We start from the raw sequence: 22,821 nt of genomic DNA on the forward strand, positions 1-22,821 counted from the left end.
GGGATTTATTGTATGATACTGTTTAGACGAACAAAAGGAGTGGAGAAGCATGCCATCAGTAGAAAGCTTTGATTTAGATCATAATGCCGTTAAAGCCCCATATGTTAGACATTGTGGCGTTCATAAGGTAGGAAGTGACGGTATTGTTAATAAATATGATATCCGTTTTTGTCAGCCAAACAAACAGGCAATGAAACCAGATGTCATCCATACATTAGAGCATCTCCTAGCCTTCAATCTTCGTGCTCATGTAGAAAAGTATAATCATTTCGATATTATCGATATTTCACCTATGGGCTGTCAAACAGGCTATTATTTGGTGGTTAGTGGTGAGCCGACAGTTGAAGAAATTATTGACCTTCTTGAAGCAACGATGAAGAGTGCAGTAGAGATAACTGAGATCCCTGCAGCAAATGAAAGACAATGCGGACAAGCAAAGCTTCATGATTTAGAGGGGGCAAAACGTTTAATGCGTTTTTGGCTTGAACAGGATAAAGAAGACTTAAAACAAGTATTTGCTTAAATCAAAAAGATTTAATGATGGAGTTAGATTAAAAAAATTCCTATTCGGTTGAATAGGAATTTTTTATGGCCTTTTTTCGTCATCCTCATTCTGCTCGTTATTTAAATAAGGATTATCGTCAAGAGAATCTACTGTATGTTTAAATGAATAGGCTTTTGAAGTTGTAATAACAGCAAGCAATAATACCACAATGATGATAATAATACTTACTACAAATATTGTATACATTCTTTCTCCTCCCTTTCCCCTCCTTATTTTAGCATGGTTTTACACTTTTTTTACAAAAAAAAAGAAACTGCATGTGCAGTTCCTATAAATCTCTGGTATGTATTAATCAATGGATATTTCTTGGATAGTAAGTATGGGTGCGCTGTTGTCCGTATTCCTCTTGTGCAAACTTTCCTTTTAAGCTTTCAATTAAATAAAGCCCCATTAAATCATATAGTTCTTGTTTATCCATCTCTTTTATTAAATGGAGAAGATCCTCATGTGACATTTCTTCTAAGAAGGCGAATGCTAACATATCAATGTCCTCTTCATCACCCGTCAGCTTGTCTCGATACATCTGAAATAATTCATCGACCAATCTCATTTCCGTTCACCTCCAAAGAATTTTTTAAAAATTTTTTCCTTACTTATTCAATTCCCTTAATGATGAAAAATATCCTCTATGACTGAAGCAAAAATATCTTAAAATGTTCAAAATCCATTTTCTTAATATTATGACAATTATACATCATTCAGTTCTAAAAAATGAGTAGAAATCTGAAAAAGAATAAATTTTATTTGATTGTGGGAAATTTTAAATAATATAAGTAAGGGGATGACATAATGGAAGAGCAAAAAAAGACCTATTATATAGACGTTGGGCATGGACAAATATCACAAAGTCCAACAGCTTCTGCATGGAGCTTTAAAATTCAAGCGAATGATGAAGAAATCACACAGTTAAGAGAGCTTTTTGATCAGAACTACTCGACGGAATGGAAAAACTTCTTTAGAGCCCATGTTCCATATGTTCAATATCACCATGATCGTGAAAATGACTCATATGACAGCACCATTGATCAAGTGTATGGAATGATTTATAACCTTGGCGATGAAGAAGCAAAAAACCATATTAGGTCAATGAATATTTTACCTAATCAAGGTTGAGAGAAGCGGGAAATCCTATTTAGAGGATTTTCCGTTTTTTTCGATTATAATGAATGCAACAAGGGTTCTAAGGGAGAGTATGTATGAAAGTTTTTTTTGATAAACTCGGCAACAAAGTGGAGCTATCACTCACAACCAATGCATTCCAGGAGCCAGTAAAGCATGTCCTAGTTATTTGTCAGTATAAGGGTGCTTGGTTCTTAACAAATCATAAGGTACGCGGTCTGGAATTTCCAGGAGGGAAAGTGGAAGAAGGTGAGTCACTAAAAGAGGCGGCTTGCCGAGAGGTTTATGAAGAAACGGGTGCCATAATGGATGAAATGGCACAGATCGCTGAATATAAAGTAATTAAAGAAAATGAATCATTTGTGAAGGCCGTTTTTTGGGGCAAAGTAAAAGAGATAAGTAAATCGGCCAATTATCACGAAACAAATGGACCTGTAGAGGTTCAAGGAGATATCTTGCAATTCCGGTTTGGTAATGAGTACAGTTTCATTATGAAGGATGAAGTGATCTTAGAATGTATTCAGTATATATATAAACTTAATAACGAAAAAGAATAGCGACAAATATATAATAAGCCGCTATTCCTTGATAAGTTTTTTCTCTAATAACTCTACAAGCTGGTACATAATGGTAGCAACGACAGCAATCACCAGCAGTGATAAAAAGACGAGTGTGAAATTAAATACTTGGAAGCCATAAATAATCATATAACCCAGGCCTCTAGAGGAAACTAGGAATTCACCAACAATGACACCAACCCACGATAAACCAACATTTACCTTTAGGGTTGAAATAATAGTTGGAAAGCTGGCAGGCAGGATAGCCTCTTTAAAACACTGAAAGCGATTTGCTCCAAATGTTTGAAGTACTTTTAAATAGTTAGGGTCCACTTCTTTAAAGGACGTATAAACGACGATGGTGGTAATAATCACGGAAATGATTGCACCCATTGCAATGATTGACGAATATCCTGGCCCAAGAGCAACAATTAAAATTGGCCCTAATGCAACCTTAGGCATAGCATTTAAGATGACTAGATAGGGGTCAATAATCTTTGACAGCATTGGTGACCACCATAGCAGTGCTGCTAATAATGTACCAAGCAGAGTCCCTAATATAAAACCAAAAACTGTTTCTGTTAAGGTGACACCAAGATTGGACAGCAAGGTTCCATCATGGAATTTCTCTAAAAATAAATTCCAAATCTTAGATGGGGAACTGAACAGCAGCGGGTCAATCCAACGCTGCTGACTGGATAATTCCCAGCCTGAGAAAAAAACGATGAATATGACACCCTGATAGAAACGTACCCATCTTTTTTCTATGCTTAGTGAATGTAAATAATTTTTATGGAGGAGGTTCACACTATTCTTTCCCTGACTCAAGTGACTCCAACTCCTTCCATATTGTCTGAAAAATACTAGAAAAAGTTTCATGGTTTCTTGCGTTAAAAGGCGACAAGCTTTTTAGTTCATCGGGCATTTCAAATACCTTATGAATCCTTCCCGGGCTTGGTGAAAAGAGTACAACCCGGTCACTCATGGCAATGGCTTCTCCGATATCGTGGGTTACAAGGATGGCTGTTTTTCCAAATTCGTCAAGCGTTTTCGACACTAGATCTTCGAGCTTTAACTTGGTCTGATAATCTAAAGCAGAAAAGGGTTCATCCAGCATCAGCAGTTTAGGTTCAGTGGCTAGGGTCCTAACCAAAGCTGCACGCTGGCGCATGCCGCCTGAGAGCTGTTTCGGAAGCTGCTTCTCTATACCGCCTAATCCTATTTGTTTTAACAAGTCTAAAGCTGCTCTTTTGGTTCCATCATTTAATTGATTTGATAATTTTAAACCGAGGAGGATATTTTCCTCTATCGTTTTCCAAGGAAATAGGTAATCCTGCTGAAGCATATAACCTATTTGATTTTTTAATCCTGATAAGGGTTTGTTTTCAAGTAATATGGTTCCATGGGTAGGCTTTATCAGCCCGGCAATGATGGAAAGTAATGTTGTTTTCCCACAGCCGCTAGGGCCGAGGAAGGAAACAAATTCTCCTTCCTCAACTTGCAAAGTAATCTCGGAGAGGGCCGTGGTTGCAGAGGCTTTAGTAAAATAAGTGTGATGTACATCCTTAATAGCTAAAAAACTCATATGGACGGCCTCCCAAATTCATTATTCTTCTGTCACTTTTTCTGCTATTTCTGTATTGACCAGTGTTTTATGATCAATTTCTTCTGGGAGCTCACCGGCTTCATCCATGATATCCTGAAGATTGTTCCATTCATCAACATCAAGGATTGGGTCAGTCGCAAATGATCCTTGCTCTTTGTAACGGTCTACCACTGTACTGATGAGTTCAACATCAGTGTCGGGAAAATAGGATTGAATTGCCTCTGCTACTTCGTCAGAGCTATGTGTTTCAACCCATTGCTGTGCCTTATATATCGCTCGTGTAAATTTTTCTACGATGTCTTTGTTTTCTTTCATGTAGCTGTCTTTAGTCATAAAAGTTGTATAAGGGACATGCCCTGATTCAGTTCCAAACGATGCAATAATATGTCCTTTACCTTCTTGTTCAAAGATGCTGGCTTGCGGTTCGAATAATTGAACAAAATCCCCTGTTCCGGAAGCAAAAGCACTCGCAATATTAGCAAAGTCTATATTTTGAATAAGATTTAAATCCTGATGCGGATCAATGCCATGTTTCTTTAAAACAAATTCTCCAACCATCTGCGGCATACCGCCAGTACGCTGCCCTAAGAACGTTGACCCCTTTAAAAGATCCCATGAGAAATTATCAATTTTTTCTCTAGACACAAGGAAAGTACCATCTGTTTGCGTTAATTGAGCAAAGTTTATGACTGGGTCATTTGAATCCTGAGCGTAAACATAAATTGAAGTTTCAGACCCTACTAGAGCAATGTCGGCACCACCTGATAATAGAGCAGTCATGGTTTTATCACCGCCAAAAGCTGTAGTCAGTTCGACATCTAAGCCTTCTTCCTCGAAAAATCCTTTTGCGATAGCAACATATTCAGGAGCATAGAAGATCGAACGGGTAACTTCTACTAAACGCACCTTTTCGATTTTCTCTGTATCGTTCTTGTCAGTACCGTTACAAGCTGCAATGGAAAACATTAGAATCACAATGAGAAAGGATGATAAACACAATTTGAACCATTTTTTCACATTTAAACCTCCTTTAAATACAGCTATATCTGGGCTATTGGCCTACCATATCGTATGAATGAGAAAAAAATGTGTGAATGCCTAGTTACATAAAATTTTTAAGCTGGAAATGGAAGGGTGAAATTTAGGTGTACAAACGAAATGAAATAATCATAGAGGCTCACCGTTTCCCTTCACCCAATCCTAGTGTGGAATTATGGGAAATAACCTACCTATCCAATGGATTGAGGGTAAAAGGGATGCTTGCTGAACCGAAAAGTAAAGAGGTGTATGACGGCTTTTTATACTTGCGGGGAGGCATAAAGAATGTTGGAAAAGTAAGACCTTCAAGAATTGCACAATTTGCCTCTGAGGGATTCATTGTATTTGCCCCATACTATCGGGGAAATCAAGGCGGAGAAGGTAATGAAGATTTTGCCGGAGAGGATAGACTGGATGCTTTTGCTGCCTTTGAGCTTTTAAAAACAATATCGAGGGTGAGAGATATCCATGTATTTGGTTTTTCCCGTGGCGGTGTGATGGCATTGATGACAGGTCTGCAATTTCCTGAGACAGCTTCGGTTGTTACGTGGGGCGGGGTATCAGACATGACTTTAACATACGAAGAAAGAAAAGATTTGCGAAAAATGATGAAAAGGGTAATCGGTGGTACTCCAGGAAGGTATCCGGACAGATACCAAGAGCGAACTCCGCTCTATGAGCTTGAAAGCCTTACTGCCCCAGTTCTCATCATTCATGGGGTTAATGACAAGAATGTATCAGTTGAGCATGCCTACAGACTTGAGCGCAGACTTAGGACATTAGGTAAGCCGGTGGAATCCTGGTATTTTGATGAGTATACTCACTATTTTCCTCCTGGGGTAAACAGAAAAATTGTGAAGGATTTATGCCAGTGGATGAAAAATCAGATCAAAAGATGATAAGATAATAGTAAGTCCAAATGCTAAAGGAGCGAAATACTATGGGTATGCCCTTTGAGTTAAATACCTTAATTGTCACAAAAGGCAGAGAGAAGAGAGTAGAAGAAAACCTTTTCCAATTAGAAAAAGAAGGCTATAGGCTTTATCCGATTGATATTCCGATTGATGTTAGAAAAACACTTGAAAGTGATACGAGCGGATCAGCTGTGATTAAAAAAGTTGAATGGCAAAACAGCAGTACGATGATAACCTACCAATTAATTTCATTAAATTCTACAAATTAATAAAAATTGCCCTTATCGATATCGATAAGGGCTTTCATTTTAAGCGACAGGACCGCCTTTTTCTTCTATTTCTGCAGAGACTTTGGTGAATTTTTTAAAGTTTTCACGGAATTTGCCTGCTAATTCTTTCGCTTTCGTATCATAAGCCTGTGGATCAGCCCATGTTTTGCTTGGCTGCAACACCTCATCAGGAACCCCGGCAACATGGAGCGGAATATTCAGACCGAAAATATTGTCTCTAACTGTTTCAACTAAGTTCAGTTCGCCTTCTAATGCAGCCTGGATCATAGCCCTTGTGTAAGATAGCTTCATTCGGCTGCCGACTCCGTATTCTCCACCTGTCCATCCGGTATTCACTAAAAAGACATTCGCATTATGCTCAAGAATTTTCTCACCCAGCATTTCGGCATAACGTGTAGCAGGTAAAGGAAGGAATGGTGCACCAAAACATGTAGAGAAAGTTGCTTCAGGAGATGTAACACCACGTTCTGTTCCTGCTAATTTTGAAGTATAGCCACTTAAGAAATGATACATGGCTTGTTCCTTTGTTAACTTTGAAATTGGGGGCAGTACACCAAAGGCATCAGCTGTTAAAAAAACGATGGTATTCGGGTGCCCTGCAATGCTTGGCTTAACAATATTATCGATTGCATCTATTGGATAGGCAGCCCGTGTATTTTCGGTAAGGGTAGCATCGTCGTAGTCAGCAATTCGTGTTTCTGGATTAAGGACAACATTTTCAAGTACAGAACCAAAACAGATGGCATCGAAGATTTGTGGTTCTTTTTCACGGGATAAATTAATGGTTTTTGCGTAACAGCCGCCTTCAATATTGAAGACCCCGTTAGATGACCAGCCATGCTCATCATCACCAATTAAACGGCGTTTTGGATCTGCAGATAAAGTTGTTTTACCTGTGCCAGAAAGACCGAAGAATAGAGCTACATCACCTTCTACACCGATATTAGCAGAACAATGCATGGAGAAAATATTATTCTCAGGCAATAAGTAATTCATAATGGAGAAAATGGACTTTTTCATTTCACCGGCATATTCAGTACCGCCAATTAAAATAGTACGCTTTTCGAAGGAAATAATGATAAAAGTTTCTGATTTTGTTCCATCCATAACAGGGTCTGCCTTGAAATTTGGAGCAGCAATTACCGTGAACCCGGATTTATGTGTCAGTAATTCTTCATCACTAGGGCGGATAAATAATTGATGAGCAAATAAATTATGCCAAGCATATTCATTCACAATTTGAATTGGCAGCTGCGTTTTTTTATCTGCACCTGCAAAACCTTTAAACACAAAAATCTCATCTTTTACTTTTAAGTATTCTAACATTTTATGATAGAGGCTGTTAAAGACATCCTCTGAAATTGGTTGATTTAAATGACCCCAATCGATTTTTTCCTTGGTTGATTCTTCCATTACAATAAATTTATCAGAAGGAGATCTGCCGGTATATTTACCTGTTGAAACACTAATAGCCCCAGTAGAGGTTAATTTCCCTTCATTTCTTGATAAGATTTTCTCCACTAGTTGAGGTACAGACAATTGAATGTGTACATTATTTTCATTCAACAATTGGCTTAATTCATTTGGGACATGAACTGAATTGATCAAGGGAACCCTTCCTTTTCAAGTTTTTAATATTCAATATATTTACAAATAGTATAACACATTCAAATGAATAGTCTATACTAATTAGTGAATTTAGGTTGTATAACTTACTTTTAAATTAAAATGGAAAAGTTTAATACGTTTATCCTTAATTTGCTAAAAAATTCATTGACATTGCTCGACTAGTTCAAGTATGATACTAATTTGAACGGATACTCTCTTATCCTGAGCTGGTGGAGGGACAGGCCCTATGAAACCCAGCAACCTGCTTCATGAGATGACCATTTAAATCTAGCGTTGGTCCTAATCTCAAGTGCGAAGGTGCTAATCTGACGCAAGGCTTTGACCTTGAACGATAAGAGCGAAAGGCCCGAAAACAACCTTTCCTCATGTGGTAAGGTTTTTTGTTTTGTATAAGACCTTTTATTTAAGAGTTGCTAATAAAAATCCTTTGTTTATTTCATACTAAGGGAATGAGTACCGTATCAATGTCAGTGGTTCAAGAAGTATTCCTGTAACCTTCATATGAACCTTGATTTATCTCATAATATAGGAGGAATTCAGATGTCAACAAAACGTCGTTTGTTCACTTCTGAATCAGTAACTGAAGGTCATCCTGATAAGATGTGTGACCAAATTTCTGATTCCATTTTAGATGCTATTTTAGCGAAGGATGCTAATGCCCGAGTTGCTGCTGAAACATCAGTAACAACTGGACTCGTGTTAGTTGCTGGCGAAATCACCACATCCACTTATGTAGACATTCCTAAAATTGTTCGTGAAACTATTAAAGGAATTGGCTACAATCGTGCAAAGTATGGCTTTGATTCCGAGACTTGTGGCGTTATCACCTCTATTGGTGAACAGTCTCCGGACATTGCGATGGGTGTCGATCAGGCACTTGAAGCGCGTGAAGGTCAAATGTCTGATGAAGAAATTGAAGCAATTGGTGCAGGAGACCAAGGTTTAATGTTTGGTTTTGCTTGTAATGAAACGAAAGAACTAATGCCTCTTCCAATTTCTTTAGCACACAAACTTGCACGTCGTTTGACAGAGGTTCGTAAAGAGGAACTTCTTCCTTACCTGCGTCCAGATGGTAAGACACAAGTAACAGTTGAATATGATGAGAATGACAAGCCTGTCCGTATCGACACAATTGTTATTTCGACACAGCACCATCCTGAAATTACGCTAGAGCAAATTCAGCGTAATGTAAAAGAGTATGTTATTAATCCAGTTGTTCCGACTGAACTAATTGATGAAAATACAAAGTATTTCATTAATCCAACAGGTCGTTTTGTTATCGGCGGACCTCAAGGGGATGCTGGTTTAACAGGTCGAAAAATCATCGTAGACACTTACGGCGGTTATGCTCGTCATGGCGGTGGAGCATTCTCTGGTAAAGATCCAACAAAAGTTGACCGTTCAGCAGCCTATGCAGCTCGTTACGTTGCTAAGAATATAGTAGCAGCAGGACTTGCTGACAAGGTTGAAGTTCAACTTGCATATGCTATCGGGGTAGCAAAACCTGTATCTATTTCAGTTGATACTTTTGGTACTGGTACAGTAAGCGAAGATGTACTAGTTGACCTTGTTAGTGCAAACTTTGACCTTCGTCCTGCAGGAATTATTAACATGTTAAATCTACGTCGCCCAATTTACAAACAAACAGCTGCATATGGTCATTTTGGCCGTACAGATGTGGATCTTCCTTGGGAACGTACGGATAAAGCAGATGCTTTGCGTCAACAAGCTAATATTTAAGCAGAAACAACACAGGGGGGGTTGCATTATATGTAACTCTCTTTTTCATTTAGTCGTCTAAGTTTAGGGCAATGTGTTTAGGTGAAAACTGTTTATACCTGAATTTTCCTACCTTTCACACTGACATTTTTATATAAATAGTGGTAGGATAGAGAGTGTGTTTTTTAGATTGGATATTTAGATTGGAGTAGGTGACGTACATAATGTGTGGGTTTATTGGTTGTGTACACGACAAGGAACAAAACTATCGTGATGAACAAAAACAACTATTTAAAAATATGAACGATATTATTACCCATCGTGGACCAGATGATGATGGTTTTTATTATGATGACCATATTCAATTTGGTTTTCGCAGGTTAAGTATTATTGATATCGAATGCGGTCATCAGCCGTTAACATATGAAAATGAACGGTATTGGATTATTTTTAACGGCGAGGTTTATAACTATGTAGAACTTCGTGAAGAGTTGCTTAAAGAAGGCTTGGAATTTGCTACAAATTCGGATACTGAAGTCATTATTGCCCTTTACAGTCATTTGAAAGAAAAAGCTGTAGAAAAACTTCGTGGTATGTTTGCCTTTACCATCTGGGATAAACAAGAGCAGACTTTATTTGGTGCAAGGGATCCATTCGGAATTAAACCATACTTTTATTTTGTAGATGGAGAGAGAACTTTCTTTGCTTCCGAGAAAAAGAGTATTCTGTTAGCCCTGGAAAATGATGTCTTAGACTATGATTCACTACAGTACTATCTGACTTATCAGTTTGTTCCTGAGCCGAATACAATGTCTAAAGGAATTCATAAGTTAGAACCTGGGCATTATTTTACAAAGAAGATTGGCTCCCCAATGGAAATCAAAAGATATTGGAAAGCTCATTTCAATCCGATACAAAAACCAGAGTCAGAGTTTATTAAGGAAATACAAGATGTGTTAATCGATTCAGTAAAAATGCATATGAGAAGTGATGTTCCAGTCGGTTCTTTTCTTTCTGGCGGAATCGACTCTTCAATCATTGCATCTATTGCAAAGCAATTTCACCCAGCTATTAAAACGTTTTCTGTTGGTTTCGAACACCAGGGATTCAGTGAAATTGATGTAGCTAAAGAAACAGCAGAAAAGTTAGGTGTAGAAAATATAAGCTATGTTATCACACCACAGGAATATATGAATGAACTTCCTAAAATCATGTGGCATATGGATGATCCGCTTGCAGACCCTGCTTGTATTCCGCTTTACTTTGTTGCTCGTGAAGCAAGGAAGCATGTAACCGTTGTTCTTTCGGGTGAAGGAGCCGATGAATTATTTGGCGGCTACAATATTTACCGTGAACCGCAGGATTTAGAGATGTTTAATAAAATCCCTAGAGCCGGAAAAGTATTGTTAAAAGGGCTAGCGAACATGATGCCTGAGGGAATGAAGGGTAAAAGCTTTATTGAACGTGGAGTAACTCCTATGGAGGAACGATATATAGGAAACGCGAAAATGTTCACGGAAGAAGAAAAACGAGAATTGCTTTCTGTTTATCGTGAAGGGCTGCACTTCACCGATATTACAAAACCACTTTATACAGAAACAAGAGGCTATGATCCCGTTGATACTATGCAATACATTGATATTCATACATGGATGCGCGGGGATATACTTTTAAAGGCTGACAAAATGACGATGGCTCATTCATTAGAGCTTCGTGTTCCGTTTTTAGATAAAGTTGTCTTTGATACGGCAGCAAAAATTCCTACTAGCTTGAAAACTGCTAATGGTACAACAAAGTATATCTTGCGAAAAGCTGCAGAAGGAATCGTTCCTGACCATGTATTGAACCGGAAGAAACTTGGTTTCCCAGTGCCTATTCGCCATTGGCTGAAGAATGAAATGAATGAGTGGGCAAAAACGATTATTCGCGAAAGCAACACAGACCATTTAATCAACAAATCTTATGTCCTAAACCTTCTTGAAGACCACTGCCAAGGAAAAGCTGATAACAGCCGTAAGATTTGGACCGTTCTTATTTTTATGATTTGGCATCAAGTCTATGTAGAAGGAAAGTATTCCTTTTCCGGACAAAAAGAACTGCAGCCAATGAAACATTAGAGTAGATAGTAAGCACCCATAAAAAAGTTATGGGTGCTTTTACTATTATTTTTGTAATGACTTATAATATTGGGCCTTTTCTGCATATTGTGTATAGATTCTGTTAATTTCACTTATGTCATGTTTATTTAATTCTCTAATAACTTTTGCAGGTCTGCCAAATGCTAAGGTATTAGGTGGTATTTTTTTGCCTTGCGGGACAAGACTGCCAGCACCGATAAAAGCTCCTTCACCAATTTCGGCATGGTCAAGAACGATTGAGCCCATACCGATTAATGCTCTTTTTCGAATAATACAGCTGTGGAGGATTACCTGATGGCCAATGGTGACTTCATCCTCTAAAATCAATGGATTATTTGGGCTTTGGTGCAGAACGGAGTTGTCTTGAATATTAACTTTTTTTCCGATAACAGTAGGCGCGACATCTCCTCTAATAACAGTGTTAAACCAAACACTTGATTCCTCACCTATTTCAACATCACCAGTAATAGTTGTAAAATCTGCAATAAAAGCTGAGTCAGCTATTTTTGGGTATTTACCATTGTATGGATAAATCATATTTGTCGCTCCTTTTTGACTGAAATGGATATTCACTTTAATATTATACTAAATAGAATATTTTTCTAGGGGGAAAAGCTATGTGGAAGTGGGAAGCAGAGGGGGAAGCGAAGGCTGTAATCGTGATGGTTCATGGTGCAATGGAACATCATCGTCGTTACGGCTGGCTCATTGAAATGTGGCGCAGGTCTGGATTTCATGTCGTCATGGGTGATCTTCCTGGACAAGGTATGACAACAAGATCCCGCAGAGGACATATTGATTCCTTTGATGAGTACCTAATAGAAGTAAAAGATTGGATTAAAGCAGCTTATCGTTATGAACTTCCTGTTTTTTTATTCGGGCACAGTATGGGGGGGTTAATAGCTATTCGGTTGCTGCAGGAAGAAAAAATGGACCTGGCTGGAGTCATTCTCTCTTCACCGTGCCTCGGGCTTATACATGGGCCATCCAAATTTTTAGATTTACTATCACACGGGATAAATGTTGTTTTTCCTTCATTACGAATGAACTCTGGAATAACCGTTGAGATGGCTACTAAAAACCAAGATGTCATTGAGGCTGACGCAGGGGATACCCTTTATATATCCAAAGTTTCTGTCAGATGGTACCGGGAATTAGCTGGGGCCATGAAAGAGGCATTCCTAACTATTCAAGACACGAAGGATGTCCCAATGCTTGTTATGCAGGCTGGTGACGATAAGATTGTAAATAAGGTACCAGTTAAGGAATGGTTTAACCATGCACCACTATCTGAAAAAAGATTTAAAGAATGGCCAAAGCTTTATCATGAAATTTTTAATGAACCCGAACGGGATGATATATTTGAGTATGCGAAGGATTTTGTTATCAGCCAATTAAAAGCAATAGGATATATTGTTTAAGAAAGGAAAGATATTCTCTCCATGATGCCAATCAGACTCATGTCGAATGTATATCGTAGAATTATACCAGCAGTCCACAAAGAACTTGGTTATTGGAGATCGCGAGCAGAAAGTATCCCTAATCAGGAGCTTAGAACACAGGCTCTGGCTAGTATCGAACATAAAACGTTCCACTGTGAAGGCGGAGGGATTCTTGCTCTTTCCGCTGATGGTGAGTTTAAAATGGCAGTGAAGTTTATCGTTGCGTATCAAACCATTAGTGATTACTTGGATAATCTTTGTGATCGGAGTACTTCGCTTGATCCTGAGGACTTTGCAGCTCTTCACGAATCCATGCGCGATGCCCTGACACTAGCTAGTGAATCTAAAAATTATTATCGGTTTCGTGAGGATCAGAACGATGGAGGCTATTTAAACGATTTAGCAGAAACATGCAGATCTGTTTTGCAAGAAGTGGAACATTATCCATTGATAAAGGATTACTTGCTGGAGCTCTGTGAATATTACTGCAGCTTACAAATACACAAGCATGTTATTCAAGAAGAACGTGTACCCCGTCTTGAAAAATGGTTTGAAGACCATCAAAGTAACCTGCCTAAAATGGAATGGTATGAGTTTTCTGCTTGCTCTGGTTCTACATTGGGGATATTTTGTCTCATCTCGTATGCAATGAGAGAGGATTTTTCTGCAGTAGATGCTGAAAATATTCGAAAAGGATATTTTCCTTACATACAGGGGCTTCATATATTGTTAGATTATTTTATCGACCAAGAAGAAGATCGCGAAGGCGGCGACTTGAATTTCTGTTTTTATTATGAAAATCCAGAAACACTTTTTAAACGTTTAAAGCACTTTGTAACGGAAGCAGACAAACATACAGAATTTCTGCCGCATAAGAAATTCCACCAGCTTATTAATAGAGGCTTACTAGGGATTTATTTATCGGATGGAAAGGTTCGTAAACAGAAGAATATACGGAAATTAGCAAAGGGCATCATAAAGACGGGCGGAATAATAAGCTATTTTTTCTATATCAATGGATTAGCCTATCGTTCCGTACAGAAATGGATTCCCTCATTGTTTACAAGACTTTCGTAAAAAATAAAGAAAAAACCAGGCTGATCAAAGCAGCCTGGTTTACCTTTTCTCAATTGCAACGATAAAAGGGGGATTATTTTGCTGGTTGATAAATCGATACTGAAGGACGTGAGCCTTCTTCTGGTCGATTTCATGACAATACGTCAATAAAGCGTCCCGCTCAACTGCACCCTCAGCATGACCATGGTAAATCACAAGAATGATTATTCCTTCTGGAAGCATGATTTCAAGTAATTGTTGTATGGCGGCTATGGTAGTTTCCGGTTTTGTCACAATAGTTTTATCACTGCCAGGCAAGTATCCTAAGTTAAAAATAGCAGCAGTTACCTTCCCGTGGTGTTCATCAGGGATTAACTGGGAAAGCTGTTCATGTCCAGCGTGAAAAATGGTAACTCGATTTTCGAACCCATGATGTTTTAGTCGTTCTGAACTTGACTGAATGGCATCCTCTTGTACGTCAAATCCATACACTCTTCCGTTTTCACCAACAAGGTCTGCGAGAAAAACTGTATCATGCCCATTACCCAAAGTAGCGTCAACAACAACTGCACCTCTAGTAACAGTTTTTTTGAGTAATTTCTTCGCAAAGGGAAGTATTCGCTCTAGCTTCATCGTTAATTCCTCACAACGCTCTTTTGATAATATTTACCTTGATAGCTGTTTCTTCTTTTTAACTCAGCATCAATGGAATTAAGTACTTCCCACTTATTGACACTCCACATTGGTCCAACCATTAAATCAATCGGACCATCACCGGTAATTCGATGAACAATCATTTCCGGTGGTAAAATTTCTAATTGGTCACATACTAAATTGACATAATCCTCTTGAGAAAGAAATTCGAGCATTCCTTTTTCATACTGTTTAACCATCGGAGTACCTTTTAGTAAGTGGAGCAAATGAATTTTGATCCCTTGGACATCAAGCTTAGCCACTTCCCTTGCCGTTTCCATCATCATTTCATACGATTCAAGCGGTAATCCATTGATAATGTGGGAGCAAATGCGGATTCCATGTTTTCTAAGCTTATTTACACCTTCAACGTAACATTGAAAATCATGAGCACGATTAATTAATAACGCAGTACGTTCATGCACGGTTTGCAAGCCAAGTTCAACCCACAGATAAGTTCTTTTGTTTAACTCAGCTAGATATTCAACGACGTCATCAGGAAGGCAGTCTGGACGAGTCGCAATTGATAATCCAACGACTCCCTCCTGCTTGAGAACCTTCTCGAATTTTTCACGTAGAACCTCAACAGGTGCATGCGTGTTTGTATAGGCTTGAAAGTAGGCCATGTACTTGCCATCTTTCCATTTCGTATGCATCTTTTCCTTAATTTCAAGGAATTGTGTTTCTAAATCATCTGTTCGGTCACCGGCAAAATCACCAGAACCAGCAGCACTGCAAAAAGTACAGCCACCGTGTGCAACTGTGCCATCACGATTAGGGCAATCAAAGCCGCCATCTAGAGCTACTTTAAATACTTTATGGCCAAATTGCTGGCGAAGGTGATAATTCCATGTATGGTAACGTTTATCGTCAGTAGCATATGGAAAAGGGTTGGTCTGAGTCAATTCAGAAACCTCCTTTATATTTTTTAACATAACTACCATTTTAACATGAATAGAAGGGCTTATCCATTTGTAATAAATGTATTGGCAGTAATTATCAATCAGAAGTTGTAATAGGAAAGTTGTTAGAGAACAAAATAAGGAATGAAGCCTGTGCTTCAGGAGATTCGGATTGAATTCCTGTCACCAAAAAGAAGGGGGTCCTTAGATGGCTACACGTGCTTCAATGGACGCATTAATCCAGCAGTGTGAGGATACAATTCGCTATGCGAAAGAACAGTTTGAAACAAGCAGTCTTCAAGAGCATTACAATAATGATGACTATACAAAGGCCTTACAGGATCTTGAACAAACCTATCAGGATATTGCAAAAATGGCCCATAGTGCAAATTCCCAGCAGCGGGATCAACTCCATCGTATGAGATTACAAATACAGCAGCTACAAAATACCATGGTTTTAGAAGGGCAGACTTACACAGGAGGAAACCTAACTTGAAAAAACGCTCGAAAAAAAATAACCCAGAACAAAAAACAAGAAATGGCAGCAATAATCAAGATCTCGAGTTAGGTCAAGACCTTGACCTTGTAAAACAAGCGAAAAAGAAATACGAACAATCAGGCGGACAGCCAGTCAAATCAAAATTTCATCAAGAAAAAAATCAATCTTCATAATACATTTGGCCTTCAACATTCGTTGAAGGTCTTTTTATATCAAAAATCCCTAATACCACCATGAAAATAAGGTAAAATTCCAGTTCACAAATTAGAAATAACTCAAAATGTATTTGTGATTTTGGTCACAGAATGAGTTTGGCCATCATGGGATAAATAAAGTATGAAGTTTTCCGCTACTATTGATTAAAAGTGACAAATCTTGTGAATAAATTCACAAAAAGTTCACAATTAGAAAGGAAGTAAGAACGAATGAAGAAATCGCTGCTTCATATAAATATTTTCTTATGTTTACTGCTACTATTAAATCCTTCCATTACAGCCGGAGAAGAAAATCAAAATATCTTACTTATGGAAGAACTGTCGATAAAAGTAATGCCTGAATTTGCTTACCATCCAAATGACGTGAAAAAAGAGGATCCTCCATTATTAATTGGCTATCAAGGAACCATGCGTAACAAATCGGAACAGACACAAAAAGGGCAGATTGAAATTCCTCTTCCCGTGGATGATAAGAACTTCCGAATAGGCTATGTTGCGGATTATTCAAGCGACTTATCGAAGGTATATGAAATAGAGTACTTACTAGATCAAGAAAAAGGAACAATTTCCTGGACAACGAGTGAAGAAATACAGCCCAATGATGTTTATAAATTTGTTATTGAATTTTATATAGATACCATAAGTGTTGAAAAAGAAAAGAAAACAGTATCATACCAATTTAAGAGCTTTACGGAAGTTGGCTTATTCAATGTTTCGTTCGTTGAGCCCCTAAAAGCAAAAAAAGTCGTACTTGAACCAGCAATTGAAAAGAAAAGTAATCATGCTGAAGAAATAGGAGTTCACTCCTATTTCTTTCAAGGATTAAAAGCCGGAGAAGAGAAAAGCTTTACTCTTTCATATGAACGTGAAGAAACAACCCCTACTTTTGAGTTGATGGAGAAACAAGAACAACAACCGCTTGACACGTTGGATAGTGAAAAAAGTCCTGCTATTTTTTCAATCGCAGCAGTTAGTGGAATAGGTTTAATTGCTGCAGGTGCATTTGCTTTTTTCATGATAAGAAAACGAGAAAAGATTTAGCATGCAAGACATTCCTTTTGGAAATAAAGTGCTTACGTACTTTATTCAATAAATTAGAGAGAAAGATCTATATTATGGGAGGTGAAAGAATGTTAAAAAGAGGGTTAAAGAAATTGCTGGCAATTGATAAGAGAGTATTAATATTAGGTGCTCTTATCGCCGGCGTACTCTTTTCATTCGGGACAGTTAAAACGATGGCTTACTTAGATTCACCAGGTTTTTGTCAGAACTGTCATACAATGAAGTCGGTGTATACATCATTTGTAGATTCGACTCATGCAGAATTGCAGTGTAACGACTGCCATTTGCCGCATGAGAGTGAGGTTGGAAAGTTATTTTTTAAAGGCCGTGCCGGGATGACACATATTTTTTACAACACCCTGGGTACTGAGGATATACCTGATAGAATTTATGCGACAACACGGACCTTGAGGGTAATAAATAAAAACTGTGCAGAGTGTCATAAAAGCACAGTTGATAATGTCTCACATGATGCTAAAGAAAATTGCATGTCATGTCACCAAACTGTGCCGCATGGAAGTGATTTTAAAGATGACAGTTACCATCAGCCGCCTAAGTCTGGTGAGCTATTAAAAAATAAGGGAGGATTTTAAGAATGAATAAGTTCCGTTATGGGGCATACCTCCTTCTACTAGTATTTGTTCTCATTGTTACTGGCTGCAGCGGCTCCAGTGATAGTGCTGGTGAAAAAAGTGCAAGTGCTAAGGAAGCGAGGGGTACTACAGGCCTTTCTAAAGACGAAATAAGCAATGAGGCCTTTAAAGAGTTATTTCCACTTCAATATAATAGCTATATGAAAAATGAAAAAATGGAAGATACAAAATACAATGGATCCGTAAAACGCAGCAAATATGACCCTGATAAAGAACCATTACTTCCAGTACTATTTAATGGGTATGGATTTGCTACTGAATACAATGAAGACCGCGGGCACGTTTATGCGCTAGAAGATATTCGTGATGTAAAGCGGATTACTGATAAATCAGTTGGTTCTTGTTATACTTGTAAATCAACTGCAGTCCCTCAAATGATTGAAGAAATGGGCGACGATTATTGGGGAGCCAATTTTAATCAAGAAATTTGGCCAAAAGGGGAAGCAATGGGACACTCACCAATTGGCTGTTCTGACTGCCATGATCCCGAAACAATGGACTTACGGGTTACACGTCCAAGCTTTTACAAGGCTTTAGAAGCTCAAGGAATAGATACTTCCAATCCAACTAAGAACGATATGCGCAGCTATGTTTGCGGACAGTGCCATGTTGAGTACCACTTTGCGGCAGATAACAGCGAAGTAACGTTCCCATGGGATAATGGTTTCAAGCCTGAAGATATGTATGAATACTATAACACCATTGCTAAAGAAAACGGCTTTGAGAAAGACTGGGTTCACAATATTTCAGGAGCACCAATGTTAAAAGCACAGCACCCTGAATATGAAACACATGCCAGTGGTACACACGGGAAGGCTAATGTATCTTGTGCAGACTGTCATATGCCGTACGAGCGTGTAGATGGAAAAAGAAAAATCACTTCCCACTATTGGACTTCACCGCTTAAAACAATGGATACATCTTGCGGTCAATGTCATGGTGATAGAGATTTAGACAAATTAAAAGACCGTGTAATTGAAATCCAAGATGCAAACGTAAGTGCATTACATGAAGCACAGGATATTTCAACCACGGCGCACTACTATATTAACAGGATGATTACTTCTGGAGTGAGCCAAGATAAGATCAAGCAAGCTCAAGAATTTGTACGTAAAGGTCAATGGTTCTGGGATATTATTGCAGCTGAGAATTCTTCAGGCTTCCACAATCCGCAAGGTTCCATGGATTCATTAAGAGAGTCCGTTGTACAATCCAACAATGCCATTCGCCTTGCAACAGAGGAGCTAGTGAAAAAAGGTGTCAGCATCGAAGAGCTTAATTCAGAAATTGAAAAAGCAAAGAGTGCGGTTAAAGCTGAAACTGTAAATGAAAAGAAAAAGGATCATGCTCTAAATAGCTACTTCCCTGCACAGCAGCCAGTAGTGCCTGCTGTAAAAAAATAGACCCTTTCAATCATCTTCCTAATTCGTCCCGCTAAGAAGGATTAAGAGATGTTTGGAAAGAGTCCATAAAAATATTGAAGAAAACACTGTTTTTATTTGTGAGACAGTGTTTTCTGCTGTTATTGTGAATAATTTCCGTCTCGTTGTCAATAAAACTTATTTTGTATTGGTCTAAAACGGAGGGGAATTAAATATTTTATAAGGAAAATCCTTATGAAATAGGTGAGTCTCATGTATGTTGTCCACTTTTTTGAGAATAAAGTAGAGATACTGAATCAGCTTCTTGGAAGTGTTCCAGAACTTGGTGAACCGATCTCCATTAAAGGTCGTAAAGGGAAAGTCACTGGCGTTAATCAGGTTGATGACAAGCATGTCCATGTACAGATAACAGTAGAAAAGGCAGCAGTTAAAAAACCGACAGCCGCCGACCTAGCGAAGAAGAAAAAGAGATAATTACCAAAGTCCTTTTTATGAAGGGCTTTTTTTTTGTGAAGATACGGCCTTTGATTCCCGGGAAGGGGGGAATGGGTAAGGGGGAATCATTCGAAGGGAATGATGCCCGACAAGGAGGAAAAAGGAGGTAGGAGGGAATCATTCGAAGGTAAAGATGCCCCTCAAGGAGGAAAAAGGGGTTAGGAGGGAATCATTCGAAGGTAAAGATGCCCGTCAAGGAGGAAAAAGGGGTTAGGAGGGAATCATTTGAGGGTAAAGATGCCCGTTAAGGAGGAAAAAGGAGTTAGGAGGGAATCATTTGAAGGTAATGATGCCCGTCAAGGAGGAAAAAGGAGGTAGGAGGGAATCATTCGGGGCAAATGATTCCCAAGAGGGATAATTATCGATTTAAAACGGTATTTTTACTTCTTTTAATTGCATTATTAATAGATAGTAAAAACGATACTTATACAAAATTTGAAGAAGGACCAAATCCTTTTAGTTTAAAGTTTTTTAATAGTATTCTTCGAATTACTTTCTTGGATACAATGCGTCCACACCACTCGTAGATATCATTTGTAGTAATTTTGCTATCAGGAAACAGCAGTCTGTATTCCTTCACATTCCTCAAGACAGCAGCATCTGCGCTTTCCTTACAACCGCAATGTCCGCAAATAAATATACCTTTACAAGCTTCCAAAAAATATGTTCGACAAGCCGGGCAGAGAATACCCTTTTTTATTTGTTCAAATGTGTAAGGAGGTAATCGTAGATAAGGAGATTCAACTATATGAAGAGATGCTAATTGTTGTGCTAATTTATGATGGTTTGAATTTAACTTTATGGGACGTGTGTTTAGTTTTTTCAAAAAGCGGTTTAATTGAGATGGAAAAATAATAGATGGATTGATTGTGGTCATGTATAGGTGAAACTCGGGGTTGTTAAAGATTAGGTAAGATTCAATCGGATAATTGTATCCAAGCTCAAGGAGTAATTTTAGAAGCAGCGTTTCACATCTTATCATCTGGTGCAGTGGGTTCTTGAGGTTAGGATTTGTTTTGGTAAACCATTTATCATCTTCGAGATAGTAGTCGCCTTCGTAATTTTTCACGTCTAATAGGTAAATCTTTTCATGTGCTACTATCAACGTATCGATTTGAAACTTAGAACCGTTATATTCTAACAATAAACCATGCAGCACGAGCCAATTGTCGGTTAGGCCCTCTAACCATTTGTCACTCCTCAACTCTCCTTCGTAGCCTTTTTCACTAAAAATAATATGGTTTTCTAGTAACACCAGTCGTTCAAATAATGCGCGAAATAGTAGTATTTCTAAAGGTTCCGGCCGCTGTTGAATGATCATTTCCCACGTCCTTAATGTTATTTTAATAAACTATATATTCATTTTATTTAATATTATCGAGTAATACAAGATTATTATTTAAACAGCTTAAAGAAAAAGATTGTCAGGAATCTTGAATGAGTCTAAAATATATTTTTGGAACTTGTTATTGTTATTGTAAAGGAGCGTTTTTCATGCCGCGTGCTCTATGGCTTTTGATTATTGGGATGGCTGTGAATGTAACAGGCTCTTCTTTTTTATGGCCTTTAAATACCATCTATATTCACGACCATCTAGGAAAGTCCTTATCGATTGCAGGTGTTGTGTTAATGCTGAATTCAGCTGCAAGCGTTATTGGAAATCTTTATGGCGGAAGTCTATTTGATAAAATAGGCGGCTATAAATCCATTATTCTCGGAATTAGTATTACTCTTTCTGCTCTTATAGGTTTAACACTTTGGCACGGTTGGCCGGCATATATTATCTTTCAAATTATTATCGGATTTGGAACTGGGATTATTTTCCCTTCCATGTATGCGATGGCAGGTTCAGTATGGAAAGAGGGAGGGCGTAAAGCATTTAATGCAATTTATGTTGCCCAAAACCTCGGAGTGGCTATTGGAGCTGCACTTGGGGGTATTGTTGCGGATTATTCTTTTGAATACATCTTCCTTGCAAATACCATTATGTATGTAATCTTTATGCTAATCGCTGTTTTTGGCTATAAGGGAATTTCTAGTGAATCTGCAAAACATGAAAATAATCACAAGGCAGCTTTAACTGAAACAGGCAGAAAGAATTTGTATGCTATCTTAATACTATGCATCGGCTACTTACTGTGCTGGGTTGCATATGTACAATGGCAAACAACGATTGCTGCTTATACACAGGAAATAAATATTTCATTAACACAGTACAGTTTATTGTGGTCTATAAATGGGGCGATTATTGTCCTAGGACAACCGCTTCTAAATGGGTTCCTAAAATATATGGCTGCGACCCTAAAGATTCAAATTCTTATCGGGATCGGCATTTTTACTGTAGCCTTTTTAATTGCTGGAAATGCTGATGCATTTTCTGGGTTCCTCGTTGCTATGATCATACTAACAATTGGTGAAATGTTTATTTGGCCAGCTGTTCCAACCATCGCCTTTGATTTAGCTCCAAAGGGACGCGAAGGATTTTATCAAGGAATTGTAAACAGCACAGCTACCGGAGGAAGAATGATTGGTCCAATATTAGGCGGCCTGCTGGTTGACCTGTATAGTATGTCTGCATTATTCTACGTCTTAGTAGGATTATTCATCATAGCTGCATTAACAACCATATCCTATGACCGCATACTAAGAACGAAAAAGGAAATGGAACAAAAAACATTTTTAGTATAAAATTACCGGCTTCTTTATGAGGCCGTTTTTTTATGTATTAAAAATATTTCTTTTGGTCAAACTGTTTTAGGAGAATGTTACTTGCATACTGCTAAGAAATTTATTACAATAACCGTAATACTTTTATAATGAACGACAGTGATTAGGAGTAGTAGTGAA

General features: G+C 38.2%; 26 protein-coding genes, 1 riboswitch and 1 other annotated feature (1 of these 28 only partly in view). Of the genes, 16 read left to right on the forward strand and 10 right to left on the reverse strand.

What is annotated here, in order from left to right; translation table 11 throughout:
• Positions 1–49 precede the first annotated feature (49 nt).
• Positions 50–523: an S-ribosylhomocysteine lyase gene (locus H0184_RS11630; RefSeq protein WP_221824632.1), complete on the forward strand. Its 474-nt coding sequence runs from the start codon at positions 50–52 to the stop codon at positions 521–523.
• A gap of 63 nt (positions 524–586) precedes the next feature.
• Here H0184_RS11630 and ytzI read toward each other — a convergent pair whose 3' ends face one another.
• Both ytzI and H0184_RS11640 read right to left on the reverse strand, forming a co-directional pair.
• Positions 587–751, reverse strand: coding sequence for a YtzI protein (ytzI, locus tag H0184_RS11635; RefSeq protein ID WP_221824634.1), 165 nt, complete (start codon positions 749–751; stop codon positions 587–589).
• 106 nt (positions 752–857) lie between these two features.
• Positions 858–1,115, reverse strand: coding sequence for a DUF6154 family protein (locus H0184_RS11640; RefSeq protein WP_179160128.1), 258 nt, complete (start codon positions 1,113–1,115; stop codon positions 858–860).
• Positions 1,116–1,354: 239 nt separating this feature from the next.
• Between H0184_RS11640 and H0184_RS11645 the strand changes: the two genes are divergently transcribed.
• Entirely contained in the window at positions 1,355–1,678 is a 324-nt protein-coding gene (locus tag H0184_RS11645) for a hydrolase (protein ID WP_221824636.1), read from the forward strand.
• An 83-nt stretch (positions 1,679–1,761) separates the two neighbouring features.
• Entirely contained in the window at positions 1,762–2,241 is a 480-nt protein-coding gene (gene ytkD, locus H0184_RS11650; protein ID WP_221824638.1) for an RNA deprotection pyrophosphohydrolase, read from the forward strand.
• A 21-nt stretch (positions 2,242–2,262) separates the two neighbouring features.
• Here ytkD and H0184_RS11655 read toward each other — a convergent pair whose 3' ends face one another.
• From H0184_RS11655 to H0184_RS11665, 3 genes are read right to left on the reverse strand one after another with little or no spacing between them, the layout of a single operon-like run.
• Positions 2,263–3,069, reverse strand: a complete 807-nt coding sequence (locus tag H0184_RS11655; RefSeq protein WP_221824640.1) for an ABC transporter permease — start codon at positions 3,067–3,069, stop codon at positions 2,263–2,265.
• Positions 3,050–3,826 carry an ABC transporter ATP-binding protein gene (locus H0184_RS11660; RefSeq protein WP_221824642.1) on the reverse strand — a complete coding sequence of 259 codons (777 nt, stop codon included), beginning with the start codon at positions 3,824–3,826 and terminating at the stop codon, positions 3,050–3,052. Before H0184_RS11660 ends, H0184_RS11655 begins: the two co-directional genes overlap by 20 nt.
• 21 nt (positions 3,827–3,847) lie before the next feature.
• Positions 3,848–4,813 (reverse strand): ABC transporter substrate-binding protein, encoded by a 966-nt coding sequence (locus tag H0184_RS11665; protein ID WP_221825898.1) that lies wholly within the window; start codon positions 4,811–4,813, stop codon positions 3,848–3,850.
• Between the two features lie 179 nt (positions 4,814–4,992).
• On the opposite strand from H0184_RS11665, the gene H0184_RS11670 reads away from it, so the two are divergent.
• Positions 4,993–5,784, forward strand: coding sequence for an alpha/beta hydrolase family protein (locus tag H0184_RS11670; RefSeq protein WP_313771756.1), 792 nt, complete (start codon positions 4,993–4,995; stop codon positions 5,782–5,784).
• 41 nt (positions 5,785–5,825) lie between these two features.
• Positions 5,826–6,068, forward strand: coding sequence for a DUF2584 domain-containing protein (locus tag H0184_RS11675; RefSeq protein WP_221824644.1), 243 nt, complete (start codon positions 5,826–5,828; stop codon positions 6,066–6,068).
• 39 nt (positions 6,069–6,107) lie between these two features.
• Here the strand turns inward: H0184_RS11675 and pckA are convergent, their stop codons facing one another.
• Positions 6,108–7,694 (reverse strand): phosphoenolpyruvate carboxykinase (ATP), encoded by a 1,587-nt coding sequence (gene pckA, locus H0184_RS11680; RefSeq protein ID WP_221825903.1) that lies wholly within the window; start codon positions 7,692–7,694, stop codon positions 6,108–6,110.
• A 217-nt stretch (positions 7,695–7,911) separates the two neighbouring features.
• Positions 7,912–8,056, forward strand: a riboswitch (SAM riboswitch).
• Between the two features lie 202 nt (positions 8,057–8,258).
• Between pckA and metK the strand changes: the two genes are divergently transcribed.
• Positions 8,259–9,458 (forward strand): methionine adenosyltransferase, encoded by a 1,200-nt coding sequence (metK, locus tag H0184_RS11685; protein WP_221824646.1) that lies wholly within the window; start codon positions 8,259–8,261, stop codon positions 9,456–9,458.
• A gap of 203 nt (positions 9,459–9,661) precedes the next feature.
• Positions 9,662–11,554 carry an asparagine synthase (glutamine-hydrolyzing) gene (gene asnB, locus H0184_RS11690; RefSeq protein ID WP_221824648.1) on the forward strand — a complete coding sequence of 631 codons (1,893 nt, stop codon included), beginning with the start codon at positions 9,662–9,664 and terminating at the stop codon, positions 11,552–11,554.
• Positions 11,555–11,599: 45 nt separating this feature from the next.
• On the opposite strand, the gene H0184_RS11695 is transcribed toward asnB, so the two are convergent.
• The gene (locus tag H0184_RS11695; protein WP_221824651.1) at positions 11,600–12,112 is read right to left on the reverse strand and encodes a gamma carbonic anhydrase; all 513 of its coding nucleotides are present in this window, start codon (positions 12,110–12,112) and stop codon (positions 11,600–11,602) included.
• Positions 12,113–12,192: 80 nt separating this feature from the next.
• On the opposite strand from H0184_RS11695, the gene H0184_RS11700 reads away from it, so the two are divergent.
• Together H0184_RS11700 and H0184_RS11705 are read left to right on the forward strand one after the other, a co-directional pair.
• The gene (locus H0184_RS11700) at positions 12,193–12,996 is read left to right on the forward strand and encodes an alpha/beta hydrolase (RefSeq protein ID WP_221824653.1); all 804 of its coding nucleotides are present in this window, start codon (positions 12,193–12,195) and stop codon (positions 12,994–12,996) included.
• Between the two features lie 21 nt (positions 12,997–13,017).
• Positions 13,018–14,094, forward strand: a complete 1,077-nt coding sequence (locus H0184_RS11705) for a tetraprenyl-beta-curcumene synthase family protein (protein ID WP_221824655.1) — start codon at positions 13,018–13,020, stop codon at positions 14,092–14,094.
• Positions 14,095–14,133: 39 nt separating this feature from the next.
• Here the strand turns inward: H0184_RS11705 and mnmM are convergent, their stop codons facing one another.
• Together mnmM and mnmL are read right to left on the reverse strand one after the other, a co-directional pair.
• On the reverse strand, positions 14,134–14,706 hold the full coding sequence (mnmM, locus tag H0184_RS11710; RefSeq protein WP_221824656.1) for a tRNA 5-(aminomethyl)-2-thiouridylate-methyltransferase MnmM: 573 nt from the start codon (positions 14,704–14,706) through the stop codon (positions 14,134–14,136).
• 2 nt (positions 14,707–14,708) lie between these two features.
• Complete coding sequence (mnmL, locus tag H0184_RS11715; RefSeq protein WP_221824659.1) at positions 14,709–15,671, reverse strand: tRNA modification radical SAM protein MnmL/YtqA; 963 nt, start codon at positions 15,669–15,671, stop codon at positions 14,709–14,711.
• 205 nt (positions 15,672–15,876) lie between these two features.
• Here mnmL and H0184_RS11720 point away from each other — a divergent pair, with 205 nt between their 5' ends.
• From H0184_RS11720 to H0184_RS11745, 6 genes are all read left to right on the forward strand, one after another.
• Positions 15,877–16,164 carry a YtzC family protein gene (locus H0184_RS11720; RefSeq protein WP_221824661.1) on the forward strand — a complete coding sequence of 96 codons (288 nt, stop codon included), beginning with the start codon at positions 15,877–15,879 and terminating at the stop codon, positions 16,162–16,164.
• Positions 16,161–16,340, forward strand: a complete 180-nt coding sequence (locus H0184_RS11725; RefSeq protein ID WP_221824662.1) for a glycogen biosynthesis protein GlgD — start codon at positions 16,161–16,163, stop codon at positions 16,338–16,340. The genes H0184_RS11720 and H0184_RS11725 overlap by 4 nt, the downstream gene beginning before the upstream one ends.
• 252 nt (positions 16,341–16,592) lie before the next feature.
• Entirely contained in the window at positions 16,593–17,423 is an 831-nt protein-coding gene (locus H0184_RS11730) for a hypothetical protein (protein WP_221824664.1), read from the forward strand.
• 89 nt (positions 17,424–17,512) lie between these two features.
• Complete coding sequence (locus tag H0184_RS11735) at positions 17,513–18,037, forward strand: cytochrome c3 family protein (RefSeq protein ID WP_221824666.1); 525 nt, start codon at positions 17,513–17,515, stop codon at positions 18,035–18,037.
• Positions 18,038–18,039: 2 nt separating this feature from the next.
• Entirely contained in the window at positions 18,040–19,500 is a 1,461-nt protein-coding gene (locus tag H0184_RS11740; RefSeq protein WP_221824668.1) for an ammonia-forming cytochrome c nitrite reductase subunit c552, read from the forward strand.
• 231 nt (positions 19,501–19,731) lie between these two features.
• Positions 19,732–19,953, forward strand: coding sequence for a hypothetical protein (locus H0184_RS11745; protein WP_221824671.1), 222 nt, complete (start codon positions 19,732–19,734; stop codon positions 19,951–19,953).
• 445 nt (positions 19,954–20,398) lie between these two features.
• Here the strand turns inward: H0184_RS11745 and H0184_RS11750 are convergent, their stop codons facing one another.
• On the reverse strand, positions 20,399–21,295 hold the full coding sequence (locus H0184_RS11750; protein ID WP_221824674.1) for a nuclease-related domain-containing protein: 897 nt from the start codon (positions 21,293–21,295) through the stop codon (positions 20,399–20,401).
• Between the two features lie 173 nt (positions 21,296–21,468).
• Between H0184_RS11750 and H0184_RS11755 the strand changes: the two genes are divergently transcribed.
• Positions 21,469–22,662: an MDR family MFS transporter gene (locus H0184_RS11755; protein ID WP_221824676.1), complete on the forward strand. Its 1,194-nt coding sequence runs from the start codon at positions 21,469–21,471 to the stop codon at positions 22,660–22,662.
• Positions 22,663–22,791: 129 nt separating this feature from the next.
• Positions 22,792–22,821, forward strand: a binding site (T-box leader); it runs 195 nt beyond the window's last position.

Origin of the sequence: Neobacillus niacini (assembly GCF_019749295.1) — a bacterium.
GTDB lineage: Bacteria > Bacillota > Bacilli > Bacillales > Cytobacillaceae > Neobacillus > Neobacillus niacini_D.